The organism is Streptomyces sp. NPDC090499 (genome assembly GCF_044769305.1).
GTDB lineage: Bacteria > Actinomycetota > Actinomycetes > Streptomycetales > Streptomycetaceae > Streptomyces.
In genome coordinates, this window is record NZ_JBIVXP010000007.1 from 252,749 (window position 1) to 276,814 (window position 24,066).

Consider the following 24,066-nt stretch of genomic DNA (forward strand, 5'->3'; position numbering starts at 1 on the left):
GTCCGCGCCGGATCGGGCGGTACCGCCGCCGGGGCCGCCCGGACCCCGCCGACACGCCCTCGCCCGCCCGCGCGCCGAAACGATTCCAGACGGGTGCGCGTCTGTTGTTCTTGAAGCCGACGCCACCGGACCTGTCGCCGACCCGCGAGGAGCACCGCCCATGACCGCAGCCCTCCGCCTCCAGCCCATCTCCCGTGCCGAGCACCTCGCCTTCGCCGGGTCCCGTCCCTCCGTCAGCCATATGCAGCTGCCGTCCTGGGGGGACGTGAAGCCCGACTGGACGGCCGAGAGCCTGGGATGGTTCGACGGGGAGGGACGGATCGTCGGGGCCGGGCTGGTGCTGCTGCGGGCGGTGCCCCGGGTGAAGCGGTATCTGGCGTACCTGCCGGAGGGGCCCGCCATCGACTGGCACGACCCGGAGCTGGAGCGGTGGCTCGACCCGCTGCTGGCGTACCTGAAGGGGCGCGGGGCGTTCGCGGTGAAGATGGGGCCGCCGGTCGCCGTACGGCGGTGGAGCGCGGAGGCGGTGAAGGAGGCCATCGCCGATCCGGCCGCCCGGCGGCTGGGGGACACCGAGCCGACGTCGTACGACGCCCTCGGCACCGGCCTCGCCGAGCGGCTGCGCCGGACGGGGTGGCGGCAGGCCGAGGCGGGCGGCGAGGAGGGGTTCGCGGCCGGGCAGCCCCGGTACGTGTTCCAGGTGCCGTTCGCGGGCCGGTCGTTGGAGGACATCCAGCGCGGGCTCAACCAGCAGTGGCGGCGCAACGTGAAGAAGGCGGAGAAGGCCGGCGTCAAGGTGGTCCGGGGCGGGTACGAGGACCTGCCCGCCTTCTACGCCCTGTACATGGAGACCGCCGAACGCGACCGCTTCATCGCGCGCCCCCTCTCCTACTTCCAGCGCATGTGGACTGCGCTCACCGCCGAACACCCCGACCGCATGCGCCTCTACCTCGCCCACCACGACGGCGACGTCCTCGCCGCGGCCACCATGCTCACCGTCGGCGACCACGTCTGGTACTCCTACGGTGCCTCGACCGGCCGCCGGCGTGAGGTCCAGCCCAACAACGCCATGCAGTGGCGGATGTTGTGCGACGCCCACGAACTCGGGGCCGCCGTATACGACTTCCGGGGCATCACCGACACCCTGGAGGAGTCCAACCACCTGCTGGGGCTGCTCCGCTTCAAGGTGGGGGCAGGCGGTGAGGCCGTCGAGTACGTCGGGGAGTGGGACTTCCCGCTCAACAAGCTGCTCCACAAGGCGTTCGACCTGTACATGGCCCGCCGCTGAGGCCTGTCGGGGGGTGTCGGGGGGTGTCCGGGGGCTCGTCCGGCCCGGCTTCATAAGCTGGCTCTCAGGTTCATAAGAGAACTCTCAGGTTCGGGGTCGTTATACAGCTGTTACCCAGGTATTCACAGCACCTGTTTGCCGTTCGGAAGCCGACTTTGCCGTTGCTTGGGAGCTGGGCCGTGTAGGTTTCTCGATGTCGGGCGGCGGGGATTGCCGAGGATGACGATCCAAAATCCCCGGACGTTGCCCCAAGAGAATTCTCGTACCATCCTGCACCACTTGCACTTCGAACTCTCAAGGAGTCGGAATGAGCCTCAAGAAGCTCGCCCCGCTGCCCCCCAAGCCCAAGAAGCAGCTGCCTCCCCCGCCGCCGCCGAAGCCCAAGAAGAAGGCTCCGAAGCCGGCTCCGAAGCCGATCCCCGGCGGCCAGGACAACTGAGCCGGCCGTAAAAAGGACCGACGGTTCGCCGTCGGTCCTTTTTCGCTCGTTGATTTCGGTGGTTCCGGCGTCGGTGAATGGAGGTAGTGTGAAATGCGCGTGCAAGGGAGCGAAGACGCGGAATACGAATACGAAGTCGCCGACTCGAATTACGGGGTCGATGACGAGGAGTACGAGGACGAGGACGAGGACGAGGACGAGTACACGCCCACCATCCCGGCCCGCGTCGCCTTCCGCCGTTTCTGGCCGCTGACCAGGGGCCTGCGCGGCTGGCTGGTGATCGTCTGGGTGTGCACGGTGATCGCCGCGGTCGCCGAGACCGAGGCCATCCTGCTCTTCAGCGACCTCACCGACCACGCCCTGCAGAAGGGCTCGCTGAGCGCCTTCTGGAGCCCGGCGGCCAAATGGCTGGGCATCGCGATCGTCGGCGCGATCGTCGCGTACGCCGGCAACTCCCTGGCCGCCTGGGTCACCGAACGCTTCGTCATGCGGCTGCGCGAACACGTCTTCGACCACGTCCAGCAGCTGCCCCCGCACTTCTTCCAGCGCCACCGCCAGGGCGACCTGCTCTCCCGCCTGACCAGCGACGTCGACGCCATCGAGACCATGGTCGTCTCCGGACTCGTCGGGGCCGCGTCCGCCCTGTTCAGCGCGATCTTCTACGCGGCCGCCGCGTTCTGGCTGCGCTGGGACCTGGCCGCCGCGACCTTCGTCCTCGCGCCCCTGTTCTGGCTGGCCGCCCGCCGCTTCTCCGGCTCCATCAAGGACGTGTCCCGGGCGGGCCGGGTCGCCGACGGCGCGATCACCTCCGTCGTCGAGGAGTCCCTCGGCAACATCGTGCTGACGCAGGCGTACGACCGCCGCGACGCCGAACGCCGCCGGCTGAACGAGGAGGCGACCGCCTGGTTCCGCGCCTCCGTGCGCTCCACCCGCCTCAACGAGGCCTACGAACAGCTCGTCGCGGTCATCGAGACCGTCTGCGTCCTCGCCGTCATCGGCATCGGCGCCTGGGAGATCTCCACCGGCCGCATGACCCTCGGCCAGCTCCTCGCCTTCTCCGCCTTCCTCGGCTACCTCTACCCGCCCGTGCGCGGCCTGGCCCAGCTCGGCCTCACCGTCACCGCGGCCACGGCGGGCGCGGAGCGGCTGATCGAGATCCTGGACGTGCGGCCCTCGGTCACCGACCCGCGCCGCGGCACCGGCACCGACGCCGGACGCCCGGACGGCGCCGTCGAGGTCCGCGACGTCGGCTTCCGCTACCCCGGCGCCGACCGGACCGCCCTGGAGGGCCTCTCCTTCGCGGTCAGCCCCGGCGAACTCGTGATCATCACCGGCCCCAGCGGTGCCGGCAAGTCCACCGTCTCCAAGATGCTGCTCCGCTTCTACGACCCGGACAGCGGCGAGGTCCTCCTCGACGGCGTCCCGATCCGCGACTTCCCGCTGGCCCGGCTGCGCGAATACATCACCCTCCTGCCCCAGGAGACCCTCGTCCTGCACGACACCGTCCGCGCCAACATCGCCTGCGGCCGTCCCGGCGCCAGCGAGCAGGCCATCGAGGACGCCGCGAAGGCCGCCGACGCCCACGACTTCATCGTCCGGCTCCCCGACGGCTACGACACCAGGGTCGACCCCAACTCCGCCCGGCTCTCCGGCGGCCAGCTCCAGCGCCTGGCCATCGCCCGCGCCATCCTGCGCGACGCCCCCGTCCTCGTCCTCGACGAGCCGACCACCGGCCTGGACGCGATGGCCGCCCGCCGGGTCGTCAAACCGCTGCGGCGCCTGATGACCGGCCGCACCACCATCATGATCACCCACGACCTCAACCTCGCCCCCGACGCCGACCGCATCCTCGTCGTCGACCGAGGCCACATCGTCGAAACCGGCCGCCACGACGAACTCCTCGCCCGCGGCGGCGCCTACTCCCGCCTCCACCGCTCCCAGAACAACGCGCTGATGGACACCGGCGAACTGCGACTGCCGCTGTTCGTGGAACAGGGCGGCGCGGCCCCGGCACCGGCGGCAGAGGCCGTGGGGGTGGGAGTGGGGGCGCCCCAGGGCGACGGCTACGCCTACCAGCAGCCGTACGGGAACATGTACGACCACAACGTGTACGCGGCCGCGGGGCTATGGCCCCAGCCCATGTACGAGTCCCATGCGGGGGCCCACATGGAGGCCGCCCACATGGACATCGGCTACATGGACGTCGGCTACGGGGCGGATGTGCCCACCACCCTCCCTGACGGTCGCCCGCTCTTCCGCGACGAGGAGCCCTGGCCCGGCATCTGAGAAGACGGAACCTTTACCGTGGCGGGTCGCCTCTCGGCCTTGCTCTGGTTGCCATTTTTTCACCTGCGTTCACCTGAGCTGCACATCGTGTCGTGACCATGATCAATGCCCTGGTTCGGGGTTCGGCTTCGGCCGGACCCTCCTGGGCTGCCAAGTGGGCGACGGGGGGCCGGTTGCCGCAGGCGGGGGATGTGGTCATGCCGTGACACGTGTCGGTCTCGCGCGCCCTGGAGGCCGGTGGGTGACGGGAAAGGTTCTCCGCGCCTGAACGGGCCTTCTGTCCGCCTCCGTCACGGAGAAGGACGGTCCTTTGCGCTTCAGACGTCTGTACAGACCCTTCCACCGCCCTCCCGCGGCCGAGCGCCCGGCGGGTGCCTTGTCCGGTGGCCGGCTCGCACGGCGACACCGCGTCAACGGCTCGCTCGTCCCGCTGGTCGTCGCCACCGCAGTTCTCGGGGGACTGCTGGGCGGCAGCCCCGCACCTACGGGGCCCGCCATGACGAACGTGGCGGACAGCTACGACGGCTTCGACGCCGCGGCGGCCGAACAACTCCGCCAGGACCAGTGCCTGATGGGCGACGCGCTGCGGATCGGCGGCACCTCCACGGTGCCGCTGGCGCAGAACGCGCTGAACCAGACCGCCGGTCAACTGCACACCGCCGCCAACCGCGAGTACTGGAACGACACACCGCTGTCGACCGCGTTCCAGCAGGACCGGGACACCATCGACGCCGCGAGCGACGTGCTGCCCACCCGGCTCGCGGCCTGGCAGACAACGCTCAAGGGCCTGTCCGTTCCCGGCAACTTCGCCACCGACGCCGAGTTCTACTGGCCACCGGGCGTGTCCGGCACGGGCGACGACTTCTTCAACCAGGTGGGCTACTCGAAGTGGCTCGGCCAGCAGTGGTGGAAGACCGAGGGCGACCTCTACAAGGACCCCACCGCGCAGGCCGACGACGCCACCGTCCAGGCTGTGAAGGACCTGGGCACGCCGCTGTACGGGACCGTCGACCCGTCGCTGCCCACGCAGCAGTGGCAGCAGGCCTACGCCGAGCACCAGGCGTTCGAGCAGCTGGTCAGCGACCACAACGGGACCGGTGCCGACGACGCCCGGATGTTCCTGTCCTCCGGTGGTTTCCCGCGTACTGCAGCCGAACCGGGCAGCCTGGAGTTCCGGATCGCCGTCGAGGACCTGAAGTCCCGGTTCGCGGCCTGCGCCTGGCGCAACCCGATCGACCCGAACAAGGTCCTGGGGCAGGAGGTCGCCACCGCGTCGGCGGAGTGGCAGCAGGAACTGGCCGCCCAGGCCGCCCAGCGCAACCAGATCCTCGACGCCGGCACCGCCGCCACCAAGGCGCTCACCACGACCGCGCAGGCGCTCGGTGAGATGCTCGGCCAGTCCTGGATCGCCGACCACCTGGCCCGCTGGCAGGACTACTGGTCCGCGGGCGGCGCCGGTTGGATCGGGGACAGCCCGATGGCCATCCACGTCCACGGGTCCTCCGACAAGTGCCTCGAGGTCGGGGGGAATTCGACCGCCAACGCCGCCATCGTGCAGATCTACACCTGCAACGGCAACGCGAACCAGCAGTGGCGGATCTCCGGCAACACGCTGGTCAACGTCAACTCCGGCAAGTGCCTGGTACCCAAGGCCTCCGCGAGCGCGGACGGCACGGCGATGGTGCAAGGCTCCTGCACCGTCACCAGCACCAGCGCCAACCGTTGGAAGTACAACCCGCACGCCACCACGCCGCTCACGAACCTCGCCAACGGCAAGTGCCTGAACCTGCCGTCCTACACCAACAGCCAGGACGCCACCCTGGCGGCCTGCACCGGCGGCAACCCCCAGAAGCTGGACGTCGTCCCTGCCGGGCACAACGGCACCGACGACCTCGGCTACCCGACCTCGGCCCAGTTCCTCCAGGCCACCAAGGGCATCACGGCCGCCCAGTCCGCCGCGCAGACCCAGCTGACGCTGATCCAGAAGCAGGCGCAGACCGCCACCTCCGCCGCCACCAGCACCGACACCTCTCTCAACGCCGCCTACGCGATCGCCGACCAGGCGGGCGCGCCACGGGGCCGGGGTCTGCTGGTCGGTCTGCAGAAGGCACAGGTGACCAAGGCGTCGTCGGCCGCGATCAACGCGATGCAGGCCGCCGCCCAGACCGCGCTCTCGGCGACCAAGGCGTCCGCGGCCGACAGCGCGACCATCGCCGCCCGCGCCGTGACCCAGGGCGCGGCCTCGACGGCGGCGTTCCGCAACGCGGCCGCCGAGGCGGCGAGGGAGCAGGCGAAGGCCGCCGCCGACGCCGCCGCGGTCCAGGCCGGCAACGCCAAGGCCGCCCGCGACACCGCCAAGGCCAAGCTGGCCGTGGCCGTACAGGCGGAGACGGACGCGAAGGCCGCCGCGGCCACCGCGCACGCCCGCCGCCTCGACGCGGAGGCCGAGGAGGCCACCGCGAAGGCGGAGAAGGAGACCGCCGCCCAGAAGCAGGCGGAGGCCGCCGAGCACAAGACCAAAGCCCAGGGCTACGCGAGCCAGGCGGAGGACGCCAAGGACAGGGCCGAAGCGGCCGACGCCACCGCCACCGACAAGCGGCAGGCGGCCGAGACCGCCTCGGACAACGCGAAGGACCTGCGCGACGACGCCTGGGACGCCAAGCAGAAGGCGGACGCGGCGCGCGCCAAGGCCGACGCCAAGGACGCCTACGCCCAGGCGCACACATCCGACTCCGAGGCTCAAGCGGCTCGCCAGGCGGCAGACCAGGCGGACGCCGCGGCCGACGACGCGGAGAGCGCCGCGGCCTCGGCCCGCTCGGAGGCGGACGCGGCCACCCAGGCCGCGGCCGACGCCGACGCGGCCGCCACCCGCGCGGAGGCCGCGGCCAAGCGGGCCCACGCCGACGCCGACGCCGCCCGGTCCGCCAAGGAGGACGCGGACGCCGCCGTCGCCACCGCGACCAGCGCCGCCGCCGACGCCATCGCCGCGTCCAAGACGGCCGCCACCGCGGCGAGCGCCGCGGTGAAACTCGCCGACGAGGCGGAGGCGCACGCCGCCGACGCCAAGTCACAGGCCGACGCGGCCAACACCGCCGCCCAGACCGCGATCGCCGGCGCCAACGTCGCCTCCGGGCACGCCTACGCCGCCTCCCAGGCCGCCGTCGACGCCGGCAACGCCGCCCGCCAGGTGGCCGCTCCCGCCAACGACGCCGTCCAACTCGGTGCCCCCTATGTCACCACCGACTCCGCCGCCGGCCTCGCCGTCCTGACCGGGCAGTCCAGCAAGACGATCGCCGAGCAGCAGCAGGCCGTCGCCGAGGCCCACGCCCAGAACGCCCAGGAGGCCGCCGCCCAGGCGGCGAGCACCGCCAACGCGGCCACCGGCGACGCAAAGGCCGCCTACACCCTCGCCGCCGAGGCCGCCGGATACGCGGCCGACGCCCGTGCCTCCGCGAAGCAGGCCCTGGACTACTCCGCCGAAGCCGCCGGATACGCCTCCCAGGCCGCCCAGTCCCTCGCCCGCACCATCGCCTACGACAAGCAGGCCACCGACGACGCCAAGGCCGCCGGCGACGCCGCCGGCCGCGCCGACGGCTACGCCACCCAGGCCCGCGACTCCGCCGACGCCGCCGCCCTCGACGCCCAGGCCGCCCGCGACGCCGCCGGCCGGGCGGAACAGGCGGCCACGGACGCACGGGCCGCCGCCAAGGACGCCGACGCCCAGGCCACCGCCGCCGAGGAAGCCGCCAAGGACGCCCAGAAGTACGCCGAATCCGCCCAGCAGGCGGCCACGGAGGCCGAGGAGGAGGCCAACGACAAGGGTCAGGTGAACCAGGCCACGACGGCCGGGATCGGCGGGGCCCAGGACGTGGTCGGCGTGCCGTACGACGTCACCTCGACCGCGTCCTCGGACGGGTTCTGCACCGGCACCAACGGCTGCGACTTCCAGGTCGACCACCACATCACCGGGACGATGCTGTACTTCGTCCTGTCCTGTGACTTTCCGGACACCGCACTCGCCGACTGCGTGGGCGACATCTCGGTGGACTACATCGACCAGGCGCCGATCGACCTGCACGAGACCCGGACCGTGCACGTCTCCGGCCGCGAGCTGACCACGGAGGTCCTCAAGGCCTTCGCCAAGGGCATGGTGAAGGACTTCACGGACTGCTGGGCGGGGAAGGTCTCGGGCTGCGCGTGGGCAGCGGCGGTCGTCGCGCCGACCGTGATCGGGGTGGCGGCGAAGTTCGTCCGGTCCATCCGGGCGGCGGCGGTCATCGGCTCCGGCCTCGAAGAGGCGGTCTCCGCCGCCCGCGACGCGGGCATGGCTGCGGACGCGGCGGCAGGCGTGGAGCGCACGGCGAAGACCGCGGCGGCGGTCCGTACGGAGTTCGAGGCGGTGGACGCCATAGCCAAGGCACGAGGCACTACGGTCGGAGGCCTCGGCAAGGGCGTCCTGTGGGCGAACAAGACCGAGAACTACGCCCTGATGACGTCTGAGCACATCGCCAAACTCAAGGCGGCCGGCTGGACCAAGGACGAGATCCAGACCGTGTACAACTACTACGACAAGGTCCGTACCGTGACCCCGCAGAACCCCAGCGCCGGACCGCGCGCCGACCTGATGCGGTACATCCTGGAGAACTGGTAGCCGATGCGTATCCGAATCAACGCCTACGAGGGGCCGCTCACCGTACAGTTCGAGCCTTCGGGCATGGAGTACGAGCTGTCCTCGGGAGACCACATCGACGTCCTGTTCCCGCCTGCGCCCGATGACCAGGTCGCCGGCCATGTCGAGTACGTGCCGGGCATGGTGACCGTGTTCGCCTCCTCGGACGTACCAGGGTTCACGCGGGCCTGGAACGCGAGCGGCGAGGAGGTCACCACCTGACGTCGCTGCCCGTCCCGGCTGTGCCCTAGGCACAGCCCGCGGCACGGCAGGTGGTGAGCAGGCCACCCTGCGACCCGGGGCCCCGGAACGGCAACCAGCCGTTCCGGGGCCCCTGCGCTTTGGCGCGGCTCGGCATCTCACCATCCAGGACAGCCCCGTAAAGGGTTCACGCGCCTGTCGAAGTCCATTACCCTGGACTGAGAAGTGCATCGTAATGAACAACAACTCTCCTGGACAGCCCGTGACCAGCTCCAGCTCCTCGCAGCCGACGTCGACGTCCACGCCCGCCGCCACCGGTGTCCCGGGCCGGCTCGGCTCGCTCGGGCCCGTCGGGCTGGTGCTGGCCGGCGGGATCTCCGTGCAGTTCGGCGGGGCCCTCGCGGTGACCCTGATGCCGCGGGCGGGTGCGCTCGGCGTGGTGACGCTGCGGCTCCTCGCGGCCGCGGTGATCCTGCTCGTGGTCTGCCGGCCACGGCTGCGCGGCCACTCCCGCACCGACTGGGGCACGGTGATCGTCTTCGGCATCACCATGGGCGCGATGAACGGCCTCTTCTACGAGGCCGTCGACCGCATCCCGCTGGGCCTCGCCGTCACCCTCGAAGTGCTCGGGCCGCTCGCCCTGTCCGTGCTGGCCTCCCGGCGCCTGATCAACGCCCTCTGGGCGGGACTCGCGCTGGGCGGCGTCTTCCTGCTCGGCGGCGGGGACTTCAGCGGCCTCGACCCCGTGGGTGTCGGCCTGGCCCTGGGTGCCGGCGCCATGTGGGCCACCTACATCATCTTCAGCGCCCGCACCGGCCGCCGTTTCCCACAGGCCGACGGCCTCGCCCTGGCCATGGCGGTCGCGGCCCTGCTGTTCCTGCCGCTGGGCATCGTCGGCGCCGGGAGCAGGCTCCTGGACCCGACCACCGTCGCCCTGGGCTCGTCGGTCGCGGTCCTCTCCTCCGTCCTGCCCTACACCCTCGAACTCCTCGCCCTGCGCCGCCTCCCGGCCCACACCTTCGCCGTCCTCATGAGCCTGGAACCGGCCATCGCCGCCACCGCCGGCTTCCTCGTCCTCGGCCAGGCCCTGTCGGCCCCCCAGGCGGCCGCCGTCGCCCTCGTCATCGCGGCGAGCGTCGGCGCGGTCCGCTCCCAGGTGGGACGCGGCCGGAATCCGGCGGGCGGCGCCCGGCCGGAGCCGGTGGTCACCGCACGGCCGGAGCCGCAGCCGGTCGTCGTCGCTCAGCCGGAGGGGAACGGCAGCGCGTCCTGATAGCCGTTCGACGGCCGCTGGATCTTCTTCACGGTCTGGGCGTCCAGCGCGACCGGCGCGGACTTCGTGCCCAGCTTCCCGCCGGGATGCCAGTTCCCGGTGACGGACACCCAGGTGTTGGCGGGCGGGATGCTGGTGCTGTAGATCCGCACCTTCACGGACTGCGCGTCGGCCGCGCAGCAGGAGATGATGATCCGGGTCAGGTCCCAGCTCCCGCCCCCCGGAACGGGCGTGACCAGCCCGCTCATCTCCACGGTCCGCGCCTTGATGGCCAGCGAGCGGTCCTGCTGCACCCGCGTGGTGAAGTCCGTGAGCGTGATGGGCAGCGGCGAGGTCCTCGGCAGCGGATCGAAGCCGTCCTGCTCCGCGATGACCTTGGCGGGCTGCCGGGACGCGGTGTACGCGCCGAGGGCCGGCGGGGCGTAGAAGAGCAGACTCAGCGCGGGGAGCAGGAGCAGCCAGGCGACCCGGGGGACCGTCGAGTGGTCGTGACCGTGGTGCTCTTCCGGCTCCTCGTGTGATCCGGCGACGTGTGCGTGGGCGACATGTGCCGGGGCGCCATGTGCGTGGCCACCATGCCTGCCGTGCCCCTTCCGCGGGTCCCGTCCTTCCCGCGCCGCCGCTTCCACGATGCCCAGCACCAGCAGCACGAACCCGGACGCGATCAGCAGCGGCCGCATCCCGGGCTTGACGTAGCGCAGGCACAGGTCGGTGAAGAGGGAGGCGTGCAGCAGGCCGAGGCCGCTGAGGACCAGCAGGGTCACCTGAAGCGGACGTCTCACAGCAGCACCCCTCCGACCAGCACACTGCACAGGACCGCGACCACTGTCGTGGCGGCCGAGAAGCGGGCCGCGAAGGCCCGGCCGAACGTGCCCGCCTGCAACGCGATCAGTTTGAGGTCCACCATGGGCCCGACCACCATGAACGCCAGCCGGGCGGTGGGCGAGAAACCCGTGAGCGACGACGCCACGAACGCGTCCGCCTCCGAGCACACCGCGAGGATGATCGCCAGCGCGGCCAGGAACAGCACCGACAGCCAGGGCGAACCGGAGAAGGTGTCGAGGACCGACCGCGGTACGGCCACGTTGAAGGTGGCCGCGGCCATGGCGCCGACCACCAGGAAACCGCCGGCCTGGAGGAAGTCGTGCTGGAAGCCGCGCCGGAACTCCGTCCAGCGGTTGTGGCCCGGCTGGTGCCCGGTGTGCCGTACGGCGGGCCGCAGCCACTCCTCCCGCCCCAGCCAGAGCCACAGCCAGCCCATCACGGCCGCGGTGACCAGCGAGGCGAGCAGCCGGGCCAGCACCATGAGGGGGGTGCCGGGGAAGGCGATGGCGGTGGCGGTCAGCACGACCGGGTTGATGGCGGGCGCGGAGAGCAGGAACGCGAAGGCGGCGGCCGGGGTGACCCCGCGCCCGATCAGGCTGCTCGCCACCGGCACCGACGCGCACTCGCACCCCGGCAGCACGACCCCGGCGACCCCGGCGACCGGCACGGCGAGCGCGGGCCGCTTGGGCAGCAGCCGGGTGAACACCCGCTCCGGCACGAACGCGTTGATCGCCCCCGAGAGTGCGGTGCCGAGCAGCAGAAACGGCGTCGCCTGCACGATCACGGCGAGACACACCGTCTGCCAGGCCTGCAGCGCGGCCTTGCTGACGCCCTGGCCCACGAGGAAGAGCGCGGTACCGGGCAGGACGGCGGCGGCCACGAGGAGGAGGGGCCAGAAGCGGGGTGGTTCGCGCGGGGGCGGGTCCTCGGCGCCCGCGTCCACCGGGTAGCCGCCTGGCCCGCCTGCCGGGGGTGTCAAGACGGCAGTCGTCTCGGCCCCCACGGCGAGTTCATCTGTCCTCCGCACGCCCCGCACGCCTCGCACATCACTCCATCGCCGGATGTTCGCATCGAACATAGGGCATGACGGTCCCCCTGCCGCGACGGGTTGTGCCAAGGTTTGCCCCGGCCTGACTCCGGATGTCGCCAAGGACCACCGCCACAGCGCCTCGGCCGCCCTGTGCACCCGGCCATGGCTCTGCCAAATTCATGCAAGCGTGCTTGATTGTTTCCGGGGCCGCTGCCATGCTCCCCCCATGTCCGATCCGACGCCCGTCATCGACGACCTGCGTGAGGAGAGCACGGAACTCGACCGGCTGGTAGCCGAGTTGGGTACCGAGCAGTGGGCTCTCGCCACCCCCGCACCCCGCTGGACCGTCGCCCACCAGATCGCCCACCTCGCCTGGACCGACCACTCCTCGGTGCTCGCCGTGACCGACCAGGACGCCTTCTCCCGCGAGGTCGAGAAGGCGCTGGCCCAGCCCGGGGACTTCGTGGACAACGGGGCCGAGGAGGGCGCCGCCAAGCCCCCCGGCGAGTTGCTGGCGGACTGGCGGGCCGGGCGCGAGGCCCTGGACCTGGCGCTGCGCGCGGCGCCCGCGCGGGCACGTTTCCCCTGGTACGGCCCCCCTATGTCGGTCGCCTCCATGGCCACCGCCCGGCTGATGGAGACCTGGGCGCACGGCCTGGACATCGCCGACGCGCTGGGCGTGACCCGCACCCCCTCCGACCGGCTCCGGCACATCGCCCGGCTCGGCGTCCGCACCCGTGACTTCGCCTTCGGCGTGCACGGACTGCCCGTGCCGTTCGAGGAGTTCCGCGTCGAACTGACCGCCCCGTCCGGCGAGCTGTGGACGTACGGCCCCGAGGACGCCGACGACCGCGTCACCGGCCCGGCCCTCGACTTCTGCCTCCTGGTCACCCAGCGCGCCCACCGCGCCGACCTCGCCCTCGAAGCCGCCGGCCCGGACGCCGACCGCTGGCTGGACATCGCGCAGGCCTTCGCGGGCCCGCCCGGCACCGGCCGCACCCCGAAGGACGGCACCCCGTGACCCTGCGCATAGGCAACGCCTCCGGCTTCTACGGCGACCGCTTCGACGCGCTGCGCGAGATGCTCACCGGCGGCGAACTCGACGTCCTCACCGGCGACTACCTCGCCGAGCTGACCATGCTCATCCTGGGCCGCGACCGGCTCAAGGATCCCGGCGCCGGATACGCCCGCACCTTCCTGCGCCAGCTGGAGGACTGCCTGGGCCTGGCACAGGAGCAGGGTGTACGGATCGTCACCAACGCCGGCGGCCTCAACCCGGCCGGACTCGCCGACGCCGTACGGCGGCTGGCCGACCGGCTCGGCATACCTGTGCGCGTCGCACATGTGGAGGGCGACGACCTCACGGTCGCCCACCCCGGCAGCCTCGCCGCCCACGCCTACCTCGGCGGCTTCGGGATCGCCGAGTGCCTGCGGGCCGGCGCCGACATCGTGGTCACCGGCCGGGTCACCGACGCGGCCCTGGTCACCGGGCCCGCCGCCGCCCACTTCGGCTGGCGGCCAGAGGATTTCGACCGGCTCGCCGGCGCCGTCGTCGCCGGGCACGTCCTGGAGTGCGGCACCCAGGCCACCGGCGGCAACTACGCCTTCTTCGCCGACGCGGGAAACGGCGCCGGGGCCGGCCGGGATCTGTGCCGCCCCGGTTTCCCGCTCGCCGAACTCCACGAGGACGGCAGCTGCGTCATCACCAAGCACCCCGGCACCGGCGGCTTCGTCGACGTCGGCACGGTGACCGCCCAGCTCCTCTACGAGACCGGCGGTGCCCGCTACGCGGGCCCCGACGTCACCGCCCGCCTGGACAGCGTCCGACTGAGCCAGGACGGCCCGGACCGGGTGCGGATCGAGGGCGTCCGGGGCGAGGCCCCGCCCCCGACCCTCAAGGTCGGCCGCAACCGGCTGGGCGGCTTCCGCAACGAGGTCGTCTTCGTGCTCACCGGGCTCGACATCGAGGCGAAGGCCGCGCTGGTGCGCGAGCAGATGGCCGACGCGCTCGCCAAGTCCCCGCCGTCCGGCGTCGGCTGGGAGCTGGTCCGCACCGACCGGCCCGACGCGGACACCGAGGAGACGGCCAGCGCGCTGCTCCGGCTCGTCGTACGGGACCGGGACCAGGAGACCGTGGGCCGGGCGCTGACCGGCGCCGCCGTGGAACTCGCCCTCGCCAGCTACCCCGGCTTCCACGTGCTCGCCCCACCGGGAAAGGGCACGCCCTATGGGGTCTTCGAGGATGTGTACGTCCCACATGGTGAGGTGCCCCATGTGGCCGTCCTCCATGACGGACGACGGATCCCCGTGCCGCCGGTCCAGGACACCCTCGTACTCCAGGACCTGCCCGAACCAGCTCTGCCTGAGCCGTACCCGGCCGGCGGTGCCACCCGGCGGGCGCCGCTCGGGCTCGTCGCCGGGGCCCGCAGCGGGGACAAGGGCGGGAACGCCAACGTCGGCGTCTGGGTGCGCTCGGAGGAGGCGTGGCGCTGGCTCGCGCACACCCTGACCGTCGACACCTTCCGCCGTCTCCTCCCGGAGACCGCCGGGTTGACGGTCACCCGGCACGTCCTCCGGAACCTCCGCGCCCTCAACTTCACCGTCGAGGGCATTCTCGGCGAGGGCGTGGCCGCCCAACACCGTTTCGACCCCCAGGCCAAGGCGCTCGGCGAATGGCTCCGCTCCCGCCACCTGGACATCCCGGAGGCCCTGCTTTGACTGCTCCCCTTGCGAATCGCAAGAGAATTTCTGGCTCAGGCGGCCTCTTGGAGCAGTGCTCCAAGAGGTCTTATGCCCTCGACGCCAGCGGGGGTCAGACCAGCCCGGACCAGCATCACGCGGGCAGAGTTCTTGTCCCTGGGGGACACCACTCCGCACGCGGTGCAGGTGTAGGTGCGTTCCGCGAGGGGAAGTGCGTGCTTGGTTCTCGCTCCGCACGATGCGCAGTCCATGGTGGTGTGCGCAGGGTGAACGAGGCGGATGTCCCGTCCGTGCTTGCGGCCCATCTCGGTCAGGGCTTTCTTTGTGGCACCGATCGCGGCGTCCGCTGCCTTACGTGCCATGTTCGTCTTGGCGAGGAACTTCGGCCGGAAATCCTCCACTGCGATCGCGTCGTGGTCTCGCACGACCTTCTTTGCCCATTTACGGGCCGAGTCCTGCCGCTGCCGAGCGATCTTCTGACATGCCTTCGCCCGCCATCTCTTCGCTTTGCGGTAGCCCTTCGACGCGGTCTGCCCTCTGGCGGGTTTGCGACGCGCCATCATCCGGTCGTACCGGGACAGCTTTGCCTTCGCCTTCCTGCCGTGCCCGGGATGGGGCAGGTCGTGAGCGTCCGAGGTAGTGGTTGCGATCTCTTTCACGCCCCAGTCCACACCGAGGGTCCGCCCGGTCTCAGGCAGCGGCTCAACCCGGGCGGGGACAACAAACGACGCGTACCAGTCACCGAGGCAATCCCGGTACACGCGCACCGACGAGGGCTCGGTAGGAAGCTCGCGCGACCACACCACTGTGAGTACGGTTCTACCGGCCAGATGCAATTGACCGTTTTTGAGTCGGAAGCCTCGCCGGGTGTAATTCAGGCTTGGATCGGCCTCGTGCTTTTTCTTGTAGCCAGGCATCCTGGCACGCAGTCGCACTGGCAGCCGGTCCTTGATGTCCTTCAGCGCCTTTGCACGGGACTTGCCGAAGTCTCGGATCAGCTGCTGTTGAGGAACCGACGCTCCCTCAGCCAGCCAAGGTGTGATGGCACGAGCCTCAGTCAGCATCCGGTCCAGCCGCGCTGGACCGCACTCTTCCCCCGCCGCGTGGGCCTTCTTCGAGCGGGTCACGCACTCGTTCCAGATCCACCGGCATCGGCCCCACTCCGCCAGCAGGGCCGCATGGGCAGTGGTCGACACCCGCAGTCGGTACACAAACCGAACAGGCCTTGTGTCGCTTGCCTCTCCCACCGTCATGACGTCACCCCCGTACGCGCAGTCGCTGCCCGCCCTGCTCACTCGGACTCAGTGGTTAGACCGTACGTGCGAGACACGCGCGCCCGTATTGCCAATCCGCGGCAATCACTCCAACTGGTGAACTCTTGTGCGGGTGTTGACTTTTTCGGGTTTTGTCGAGGATGTCGCGCGGACCCTCTGCGCTCTGAAGAGCCGGACAGGCCCACGTTCCGTGTCGTAACACAGGAGGGCGATATGCCCATGCTCGCTCTGCTCCACAGGAGTCCCCTTCCAGCCAGGCCTGAGAACCGGGACATTCTCGGAGGTAGGTGGTGACGATCCTTTCCTCCACACTGGACGTCGCGAGCCCCGACTACCGAGCGAACCGCGACGCGATGCTCGCCAAGCTCACCGACCTGGAGGCCGAACACGCCAAGGCCCTCGCGGGCGGCGGCCCGAAGTACGTCGAGCGGCACCGGGGGCGCGGCAAGCTCCTCGCCCGCGAGCGCATCGAACTCCTCCTCGACCCCGACACCCCCTTCCTGGAGCTGTCCCCGCTGGCCGCCTGGGGCAGCGACTACGCCGTCGGCGCCTCGCTGGTCACCGGGATCGGGATCGTCGAGGGCGTGGAGTGCCTGATCACCGCCAACGACCCGACGGTGCGCGGTGGCGCCAGCAACCCCTGGTCGCTGAAGAAGGCGCTGCGCGCCAACGACATCGCCCTCGCCAACCGGCTGCCCTGCATCAGCCTGGTCGAGTCCGGCGGCGCCGACCTGCCCTCGCAGAAGGAGATCTTCATCCCGGGCGGCGCCATCTTCCGCGACCTCACCCGGCTCTCGGCCGCCGGCATCCCGACCGTCGCCGTCGTCTTCGGCAACTCCACCGCCGGCGGCGCCTACATCCCCGGCATGTCCGACCACGTGATCATGGTCAAGGAGCGCGCGAAGGTCTTCCTCGGCGGACCGCCCCTGGTGAAGATGGCCACCGGCGAGGAGAGCGACGACGAGTCGCTGGGCGGCGCCGAGATGCACGCGCGCGTGTCGGGTCTCGCCGACTACTTCGCCGTCGACGAACCGGACGCGCTCCGGCAGGCCCGGCGCGTGGTGGCCCGCCTCAACCACCGCAAGGCGTACCCCGACCCCGGCCCCGCCGAACCGCCCAAGTACGCGGCCGACGAACTGCTCGGCATCGTCCCCGGCGACCTGAAGATCCCGTTCGACCCGCGCGAGGTGATCGCCCGCCTGGTCGACGCCTCCGACTTCGACGAGTTCAAGCCGCTGTACGGGACGAGTCTCGCGACCGGCTGGGCGAGCCTGCACGGCTACCCGGTCGGCATCCTGGCCAACGCCCAGGGCGTGCTGTTCAGCCAGGAGTCCCAGAAGGCCGCCCAGTTCATCCAGCTCGCCAACCAGCGCGACATCCCCCTCCTCTTCCTGCACAACACCACCGGCTACATGGTCGGCAAGGAGTACGAGCAGGGCGGCATCATCAAGCACGGCGCGATGATGATCAACGCGGTCAGCAACAGCCGCGTCCCGCATCTCTCCGTCCTCATGGGCGCCTCCTACGGCGCCGGGCACTACGGCATGTGCGGCCGCGCCTACGACCCCCGCTTCCTGTTCGCCTGGCCCAGCGCCAAGTCGGCCGTCATGGGCCCGCAGCAGCTCGCCGGCGTGCTCTCGATCGTCGCCCGCCAGTCGGCCGCCGCGAAGGGCCAGCCGTACGACGAGGACGGCGACGCGGCCCTGCGCGCCATGGTCGAGCAGCAGATCGAGTCCGAGTCGCTGCCCACGTTCCTGTCCGGGCGGCTGTACGACGACGGCGTCATCGACCCGCGCGACACCCGCACCGTCCTCGGCCTGTGCCTGTCCGCCATCCACACCGCCCCCTACGAAGGCGCACGCGGCGGCTTCGGCGTCTTCCGGATGTGAGGGACCACGTGATCTCGACCCTGCTCGTCGCCAACCGCGGCGAGATCGCCTGCCGGATCTTCCGCACCTGCGCCGACCTCGGCATCAGGACCGTCGCCGTGCACTCCGACGCCGACGAGAACGCGCTCCACGCGCGCGTGGCCGACACCGCCGTACGGCTGCCGGGCGCCACCCCCGCCGACACCTACCTGCGCGGCGACCTGGTGGTGAAGGCCGCCGTGAGCGCGGGCGCGGACGCCGTGCACCCCGGGTACGGCTTCCTCTCCGAGAACGCCGACTTCGCGCGCGCCGTCCTCGATGCCGGCCTGGTCTGGATCGGGCCGCCCCCGGCGGCCATCGAGGCGATGGCGTCCAAGACCCGCGCCAAGGAGCTCATGGGCATCGCCCCGCTCGGCGAGGTGACCGAGTCCGACCTGCCGGTGCTGGTCAAGGCGGCCGCGGGCGGCGGCGGGCGCGGCATGCGCGTCGTGCGCCGCCTCGACGAACTGGCCGCCGCGCTGGAGGGCGCACGCGCCGAGGCCACCAGCGCCTTCGGCGACGGCGAGGTCTTCGTCGAGCCCTACATCGAACGCGGCCGCCACGTCGAGGTGCAGATCCTCGCCGACACGCACGGCACGGTCTGGCCGCTCGGCACCCGCGACTGCTCGCTCCAGCGCAGGCACCAGAAGGTGATCGAGGAAGCACCGGCACCCGGCCTCCCCGAGGGGCTGGTGAAGGAGCTGCACGCGCTGGCCGTGCGCGCCGCGCGCTCCGTCGCCTACGTCGGCGCGGGCACCGTCGAGTTCCTCGTCGCCGACGGCAAGGCGCACTTCCTGGAGATGAACACCCGCCTCCAGGTCGAACACCCCGTCACCGAAGCCGTCTTCGGCCTCGACCTCGTCGCCGAACAGATCCGCGTCGCCGAGGGGCACACCCTCACCCTCGACCCGCCACCCGCGCGCGGTCACGCGATCGAGGCCCGCCTCTACGCCGAGGACCCCGCCCGCGACTGGGCCCCGCAGACCGGCACCCTGCACCGCCTCGCCGTACCGGACAGCGTCCGCCTGGACACCGGCTACACCGACGGCGACGAGATCGGCGTCCACTACGACGCCATGCTCGCGAAAGCCGTCGCCCACGCCCCCACCCGCGCCGAGGCCCTCCGCAAACTGGCCCACGCCCTCGAACAGGCCACCCTGCACGGCCCGGCCACCAACCGTGACCTCCTCGTCCGCTCCCTGCGCCACGAGGAGTTCACGACGGCCCGCATGGACACCGGCTTCTACGACCGCCACCTCGCCGAACTGACGGCGCCCGCCCCCGACCCGCACGCCCCCCTCGCCGCGGCCCTGGCCGACGCCCACGGCCGCTCCCGGTTCGGCGGCTGGCGCAACCTTGCCTCCCAGCCCCAGACCAAGCGCTACCTGATGGCAGGTGAGGAGCACGAGGCCCGCTACCGGCACACCCGCGAGGGCCTCACGGCGGACGGCGTACGGGTCGTGCACGCCGGCGCGCGACTGGTCGTACTCGACATCGACGGCGTACACCGCAGGTTCGAGGTCGCCGGATACGGCGACCAGGTCCACGTCAACAACACGACCCTCACCGCCCTGCCCCGCTTCCCCGATGCCAAGGCTCAGTTGGCACCGGGTTCGCTGCTGGCACCGATGCCGGGGACGGTCGTACGGATGGCGGAGGGGCTGGAGGCAGGGGCAGCGGTGGAGGCAGGCCAGCCCCTCCTCTGGCTGGAGGCGATGAAGATGCAGCACCAGATCACAGCACCGGTCACGGGCACGCTGAGCGAGCTGCGGGTCGTGGTCGGCCAACAGGTGGAGCCCGGCTCTCTCCTGGCAGTAGTGCAAGCAACTTAGGGGCGCGGGGAACTGCGCGAGCAACCACATACAACCCGCACCCGAAGGAGCCACCATGAGCCCCCAGATCGAAACCGACGAACACAAGGCACTCCGCGCAGCGGTGGCCACCCTCGGCGCCAAGTACGGCCGCGACTACATCACCCGCACCATCGCCGAGGGCCGCCACCCCACCGAGCTCTGGCAGGAGGCGGGCAAGCTCGGCTACCTCGGCGTCAACCTCCCGGAGGAGTACGGCGGCGGAGGCAGCGGCATCGCCGAACTCTCCATCGTCCTCGAAGAGCTGGGCGCGGCAGGCTCCCCCCTCCTCATGCTCGTCGTCTCACCCGCGATCTGCGGCACCGTGATCGCCCGCTTCGGCACCGAGGAACAGAAGCGGACCTGGCTCCCCGGCCTCTCCGACGGCTCCCGCCTGATGGCCTTCGGCATCACCGAACCCGACGCCGGCTCCAACTCGCACCGCATCACCACCACCGCCCGCCGCGACCCGGCCGGCGGCGACTGGCTGCTCACCGGCCGCAAGGTCTTCATCTCCGGCGTCGACATGGCCGACGCCGTCCTCATCGTGGGCCGCACCGAGGACGCCCGCACCGGCCGCCTCAAGCCCTGCCTGTTCATCGTCCCGACGGACGCCGAGGGCTTCCACAGGCAGCCCATCGACATGGAACTCAACGCCGCCGAGAAGCAGTTCGAGCTCACTCTCGACGACGTACGGCTGCCCGCCGACGCGCTCGTCGGCGACGAGGACGCGGGCCTGCTGCAGCTGTTCGCCGGGCTCAACCCCGAGCGGATCATGACGGCCGCGTTCGCGATCGGCATGGGCCGCTACGCGCTCTCCAAGGCGATCGAGTACGCGCGCGACCGCACCGTCTGGAAGGCCCCCATCGGCGCCCACCAGGCCATCGCGCACCCCCTCGCCCAGGCGCACATCGACCTCGAACTCGCCCGCCTGATGATGCAGAAGGCAGCCCACCTGTACGACGCGGGCGACGACATCGGCGCAGGTGAAGCCGCCAACATGGCGAAGTACGCGGCGGGCGAGGCGTGCGTGAGGGCTGTCGACCAGGCCGTGCACACCCTCGGCGGCAACGGACTCACCCGGGAATTCGGCCTCGCCTCGTTGATAACGGCCGCGCGCGTGGCTCGTATTGCTCCGGTGAGCAGGGAGATGATTCTCAACTACGTCTCCCACCAGACCCTCGGCCTGCCCAAGTCGTACTGAGGCCGCCCTCAGGCCGAACCGAGGCCGTACCGAGGCCCAAGGCCGCCTTGGAGGAACCGTGTTCCGCAGTGAGTACGCAGACGTTGCGCCCGTAGAACTCCCCATCCACGAGGCCGTGCTGGGCCGGGCCGCCGAGTTCGGCGACGCGCCCGCCCTGATCGACGGCACCGACGGCACCACCCTCACGTACGCACAGCTGGACCGGTTCCACCGGCGGATCGCGGCCGCGTTCGCCGACGCCGGCGTCCGCAAGGGCGACGTGCTCGCCCTGCACAGCCCCAACACGGTCGCTTTCCCCACCGCGTTCTACGCGGCCACGCGCGCGGGTGCCGCCGTCACCACCGTGCACCCGCTCGCCACGCCCGAGGAGTTCGCCAAACAGCTCAGGGACTCCGCGGCCCGCTGGATCGTCACCGTCTCACCGCTCCTGGCAGCCGCCCGCCGGGCCGCCGAACTCGCGGGCGGCATAGCGGAGATATTCGTCTGCGACAGCGCCCCCGGACACCGCTCCCTGCTCGACATGACGGCCAGTGAGGCCCCCGAGCCCGAGGTCGACATCGACCCCGTCGAGGACGTCGCCGCCCTGCCGTACTCCTCCGGCACCACCGGCGTCCCCAAGGGCGTCATGCTCACCCACCGGCAGATCGCCACCAACCTCGCCCAGCTCGAACCCGCCGTCCCGGCCGGCCCCGGCGACCGCATCCTCGCCGTCCTCCCGCTCTTCCACATCTACGGCCTCACCGCCCTCATGAACGCGCCGCTGCGCAAGGGCGCCACCGTCGTCGTCCTGCCCCGCTTCGACCTGGACACCTTCCTCGCGGCCATCCAGAACCACCGCATCACCGGCCTGTACGTCGCTCCGCCGATCGTCCTCGCCCTCGCCAAGCACCCCAAGGTCGCCGACTACGACCTCTCGTCCCTGAAGTACGTCATGAGCGCCGCCGCCCCCCTGGACGCCCGCCTCGCCGCCGCCTGCTCGCAGCGCCTCGGCCTGCCGCCGGTCGCCCAGGCCTACGGCATGACGGAACTCTCGCCCGGCACCCACGTCACCCCGCTCGACGCCCTGGACCAGGCACCGCCCGGCACCGTCGGCAAGCTCATCGCCGGCACCGAGATGCGGATCGTCTCCCTCGACGACCCGCACAAGGACGTCACCACCGGCGAACCCGGCGAGATCCTCATCCGCGGCCCCCAGGTCATGAAGGGCTACCTCGGGCGCCCCGACGCCACCGCCGACATGATCGACACCGACGGCTGGCTGCACACCGGGGACGTCGGCCACGTCGACGCCGACGGCTGGCTGTTCGTCGTCGACCGGGTCAAGGAACTCATCAAGTACAAGGGCTTCCAGGTGGCCCCCGCCGAACTGGAGGCCCTCCTGCTCACCCACCCGGGCATCGCCGACGCCGCCGTCGTCGGCGCCTACAACGAGGACGGAAACGAGATCCCGCACGCCTTCGTCGTCCGCCAGCCCACCGCCGTCGACCTCACCGAGAACGAGACCATGCTGTACGTCGCCGAACACGTCGCGCCCTACAAGCGCGTCCGCAAGGTCACCTTCATCGCCGGAGTGCCCCGCGCGGCCTCCGGGAAGATACTCCGCCGCGAACTGCGCGCCCTCGCGAAGACCGCGGAACCCGAGGAGCGCCCATGACGTCCGCCGGAACGCTGATCGGGCGCACCCACGCCCGTGCCGTCACCACCCTCAGCCTCGACGCCACCGCCACCCGCAACGCCCTGTCCGCCGCCCTCGTCGCCGGACTCGCCGAGGCCCTCACCGACTGCGCCAAGGACCCCGACGTACGCGCCGTCGTCCTCACCCACACCGGTACGACCTTCAGCGCCGGCGCCGACCTGCGCGACCCGCCCGACCCCGACGCCCTCGTCGGCCTCCTGCGGCAGATCGTCGAACTGCCCAGACCCGTCGTCGCCCGCGTCACCGGCCACGTCCGCGCCGGCGGCCTCGGCCTCCTCGCCGCCTGCGACATCGCCGCCGCCACCACCGACTCCACCTTCGCCTTCACCGAGGTACGCATCGGCGTCGCCCCCGCGGTGATCTCCCTGCCGCTCCTCCCGCGCACCGACCCCCGCGCCCTCGCCCGCTACTACCTCACCGGCGAACGCTTCGCCCCGGCCGAGGCCGTCCGCCTGGGCCTCCTCACCACCACCGGCGACGACGTCGACACCGCCCTCGAACCCATCCTCGACGGTCTCCGCCGCTCCTCCCCCCAAGCCCTGGCCGAGACGAAACAGCTGCTCACGGCTAGGGTGCTGGAGACATTCGACCGGGACGCGGCCACCCTCACCGCGCTCTCGGCCCGGCTGTTCTCCTCCGACCAGGCCCGCGAGGGGATGACGGCCTTCCTCGAACGACGGGACGCGGCGTGGGTGGTGTGAACACGAGTGTGAACACGGGTGTGAGCACAGGTGCGGGTACGGGTGTGAGCACGGGGGTCAGTACGCCGGAACGCGCGCCGAAACAGGACCGCAGCCGGGCCACCCGGCAGCGGCTCCTGGAAGCCGCCGTGTCCTGCCTCGCCGAACACGGCTGGACGGGCTCCACGGTCGCCGTCGTCGCCGAACGGGCCGGCGTCTCCCGGGGCGCCGCCCAGCACCACTTCCCGACCCGCGAGGACCTCTTCACGGCCGCCGTCGAATACGTCGCCGAGGAACGCTCCACGGCCCTGCGCGCCCTGTTCCCCGAAGGCATCACCGGCGACCGCCGCGCAGCCGTCACCGCCGTCGTCGACCTCTTCACCGGCCCCCTCTTCCGCGCCGCCCTCCACCTCTGGGTCGCCGCCTCCAACGAGGACCAGCTCCGCCCCCGGGTGACGGAACTGGAGGCCCGCGTCGGCCGCGAGACCCACCGCATCGCCGTGGATCTGCTCGGCGCCGACGAATCCCGCCCCGGCACCCGCGAGACGGTCCAAGGGCTCCTGGACATGGCCCGGGGCCTGGGCCTGGCCAACCTCCTGACGGACGACAGGGCACGGCGGGAACGGGTGGTGGCCCAGTGGGCGGCACTGCTGGACGAGACCCTGGGCTGAAGCGCCCTTTCAGGGGCGCCGGGGGTACCCCCGGCCGAAGGCTGGGGGAGGAACTGCGCGAGCAACCACCCAC

General features: G+C 71.5%; 17 protein-coding genes. 14 read left to right on the forward strand and 3 right to left on the reverse strand.

The genetic code is table 11. The annotated features are described in order from the left end of the window. The first annotated feature begins 160 nt into the window (after positions 1–160). The 6 genes from ACIQVL_RS26480 (at position 161) to ACIQVL_RS26505 (ending at position 10,156) form a co-directional block, all read left to right on the forward strand. Positions 161–1,288 (forward strand): lipid II:glycine glycyltransferase FemX, encoded by a 1,128-nt coding sequence (locus ACIQVL_RS26480; RefSeq protein ID WP_403476514.1) that lies wholly within the window; start codon positions 161–163, stop codon positions 1,286–1,288. 307 nt (positions 1,289–1,595) lie between these two features. Further along, entirely contained in the window at positions 1,596–1,727 is a 132-nt protein-coding gene (locus ACIQVL_RS26485; protein WP_352356046.1) for a hypothetical protein, read from the forward strand. Between the two features lie 93 nt (positions 1,728–1,820). Next, positions 1,821–4,013, forward strand: a complete 2,193-nt coding sequence (locus tag ACIQVL_RS26490; RefSeq protein WP_403476515.1) for an ABC transporter ATP-binding protein — start codon at positions 1,821–1,823, stop codon at positions 4,011–4,013. A 496-nt stretch (positions 4,014–4,509) separates the two neighbouring features. Then, entirely contained in the window at positions 4,510–8,664 is a 4,155-nt protein-coding gene (locus ACIQVL_RS26495; RefSeq protein WP_403476516.1) for an RICIN domain-containing protein, read from the forward strand. Between the two features lie 3 nt (positions 8,665–8,667). After that, positions 8,668–8,904, forward strand: coding sequence for a hypothetical protein (locus tag ACIQVL_RS26500; RefSeq protein WP_403369509.1), 237 nt, complete (start codon positions 8,668–8,670; stop codon positions 8,902–8,904). A gap of 214 nt (positions 8,905–9,118) precedes the next feature. Beyond that, complete coding sequence (locus ACIQVL_RS26505) at positions 9,119–10,156, forward strand: EamA family transporter (RefSeq protein WP_403476517.1); 1,038 nt, start codon at positions 9,119–9,121, stop codon at positions 10,154–10,156. On the opposite strand, the gene ACIQVL_RS26510 is transcribed toward ACIQVL_RS26505, so the two are convergent. Together ACIQVL_RS26510 and ACIQVL_RS26515 are read right to left on the reverse strand one after the other, a co-directional pair. Continuing rightward, positions 10,126–10,938 carry a TIGR03943 family putative permease subunit gene (locus tag ACIQVL_RS26510; protein WP_403476518.1) on the reverse strand — a complete coding sequence of 271 codons (813 nt, stop codon included), beginning with the start codon at positions 10,936–10,938 and terminating at the stop codon, positions 10,126–10,128. The two genes, ACIQVL_RS26505 and ACIQVL_RS26510, sit on opposite strands and share 31 nt — an antisense overlap. Further along, the gene (locus ACIQVL_RS26515; RefSeq protein ID WP_403426792.1) at positions 10,935–12,059 is read right to left on the reverse strand and encodes a permease; all 1,125 of its coding nucleotides are present in this window, start codon (positions 12,057–12,059) and stop codon (positions 10,935–10,937) included. Before ACIQVL_RS26515 ends, ACIQVL_RS26510 begins: the two co-directional genes overlap by 4 nt. Positions 12,060–12,237: 178 nt before the next feature. Here ACIQVL_RS26515 and ACIQVL_RS26520 point away from each other — a divergent pair, with 178 nt between their 5' ends. Further along, the gene (locus tag ACIQVL_RS26520) at positions 12,238–13,032 is read left to right on the forward strand and encodes a TIGR03084 family metal-binding protein (RefSeq protein ID WP_403476519.1); all 795 of its coding nucleotides are present in this window, start codon (positions 12,238–12,240) and stop codon (positions 13,030–13,032) included. Next, positions 13,029–14,729, forward strand: coding sequence for an acyclic terpene utilization AtuA family protein (locus ACIQVL_RS26525; RefSeq protein WP_403476520.1), 1,701 nt, complete (start codon positions 13,029–13,031; stop codon positions 14,727–14,729). Before ACIQVL_RS26520 ends, ACIQVL_RS26525 begins: the two co-directional genes overlap by 4 nt. A gap of 35 nt (positions 14,730–14,764) precedes the next feature. On the opposite strand, the gene ACIQVL_RS26530 is transcribed toward ACIQVL_RS26525, so the two are convergent. After that, positions 14,765–15,964, reverse strand: coding sequence for an RNA-guided endonuclease InsQ/TnpB family protein (locus tag ACIQVL_RS26530; protein ID WP_403426798.1), 1,200 nt, complete (start codon positions 15,962–15,964; stop codon positions 14,765–14,767). A 311-nt stretch (positions 15,965–16,275) separates the two neighbouring features. On the opposite strand from ACIQVL_RS26530, the gene ACIQVL_RS26535 reads away from it, so the two are divergent. The 6 genes from ACIQVL_RS26535 to ACIQVL_RS26560 are packed head-to-tail and all read left to right on the forward strand — an operon-like array spanning position 16,276 to position 23,993. Continuing rightward, positions 16,276–17,874, forward strand: coding sequence for an acyl-CoA carboxylase subunit beta (locus tag ACIQVL_RS26535; RefSeq protein ID WP_403426799.1), 1,599 nt, complete (start codon positions 16,276–16,278; stop codon positions 17,872–17,874). A gap of 8 nt (positions 17,875–17,882) precedes the next feature. Continuing rightward, positions 17,883–19,724 carry an acetyl/propionyl/methylcrotonyl-CoA carboxylase subunit alpha gene (locus tag ACIQVL_RS26540; protein ID WP_403476521.1) on the forward strand — a complete coding sequence of 614 codons (1,842 nt, stop codon included), beginning with the start codon at positions 17,883–17,885 and terminating at the stop codon, positions 19,722–19,724. 55 nt (positions 19,725–19,779) lie between these two features. After that, positions 19,780–20,946: an acyl-CoA dehydrogenase family protein gene (locus tag ACIQVL_RS26545; protein ID WP_403426803.1), complete on the forward strand. Its 1,167-nt coding sequence runs from the start codon at positions 19,780–19,782 to the stop codon at positions 20,944–20,946. Between the two features lie 58 nt (positions 20,947–21,004). Continuing rightward, positions 21,005–22,600, forward strand: coding sequence for a 4-coumarate--CoA ligase family protein (locus ACIQVL_RS26550; protein ID WP_403476522.1), 1,596 nt, complete (start codon positions 21,005–21,007; stop codon positions 22,598–22,600). After that, complete coding sequence (locus ACIQVL_RS26555) at positions 22,597–23,343, forward strand: enoyl-CoA hydratase family protein (protein WP_403426808.1); 747 nt, start codon at positions 22,597–22,599, stop codon at positions 23,341–23,343. Before ACIQVL_RS26550 ends, ACIQVL_RS26555 begins: the two co-directional genes overlap by 4 nt. Before the next feature lie 44 nt (positions 23,344–23,387). Continuing rightward, complete coding sequence (locus ACIQVL_RS26560; protein WP_403426809.1) at positions 23,388–23,993, forward strand: TetR/AcrR family transcriptional regulator; 606 nt, start codon at positions 23,388–23,390, stop codon at positions 23,991–23,993. The last annotated feature ends 73 nt before the right edge of the window (positions 23,994–24,066 follow it).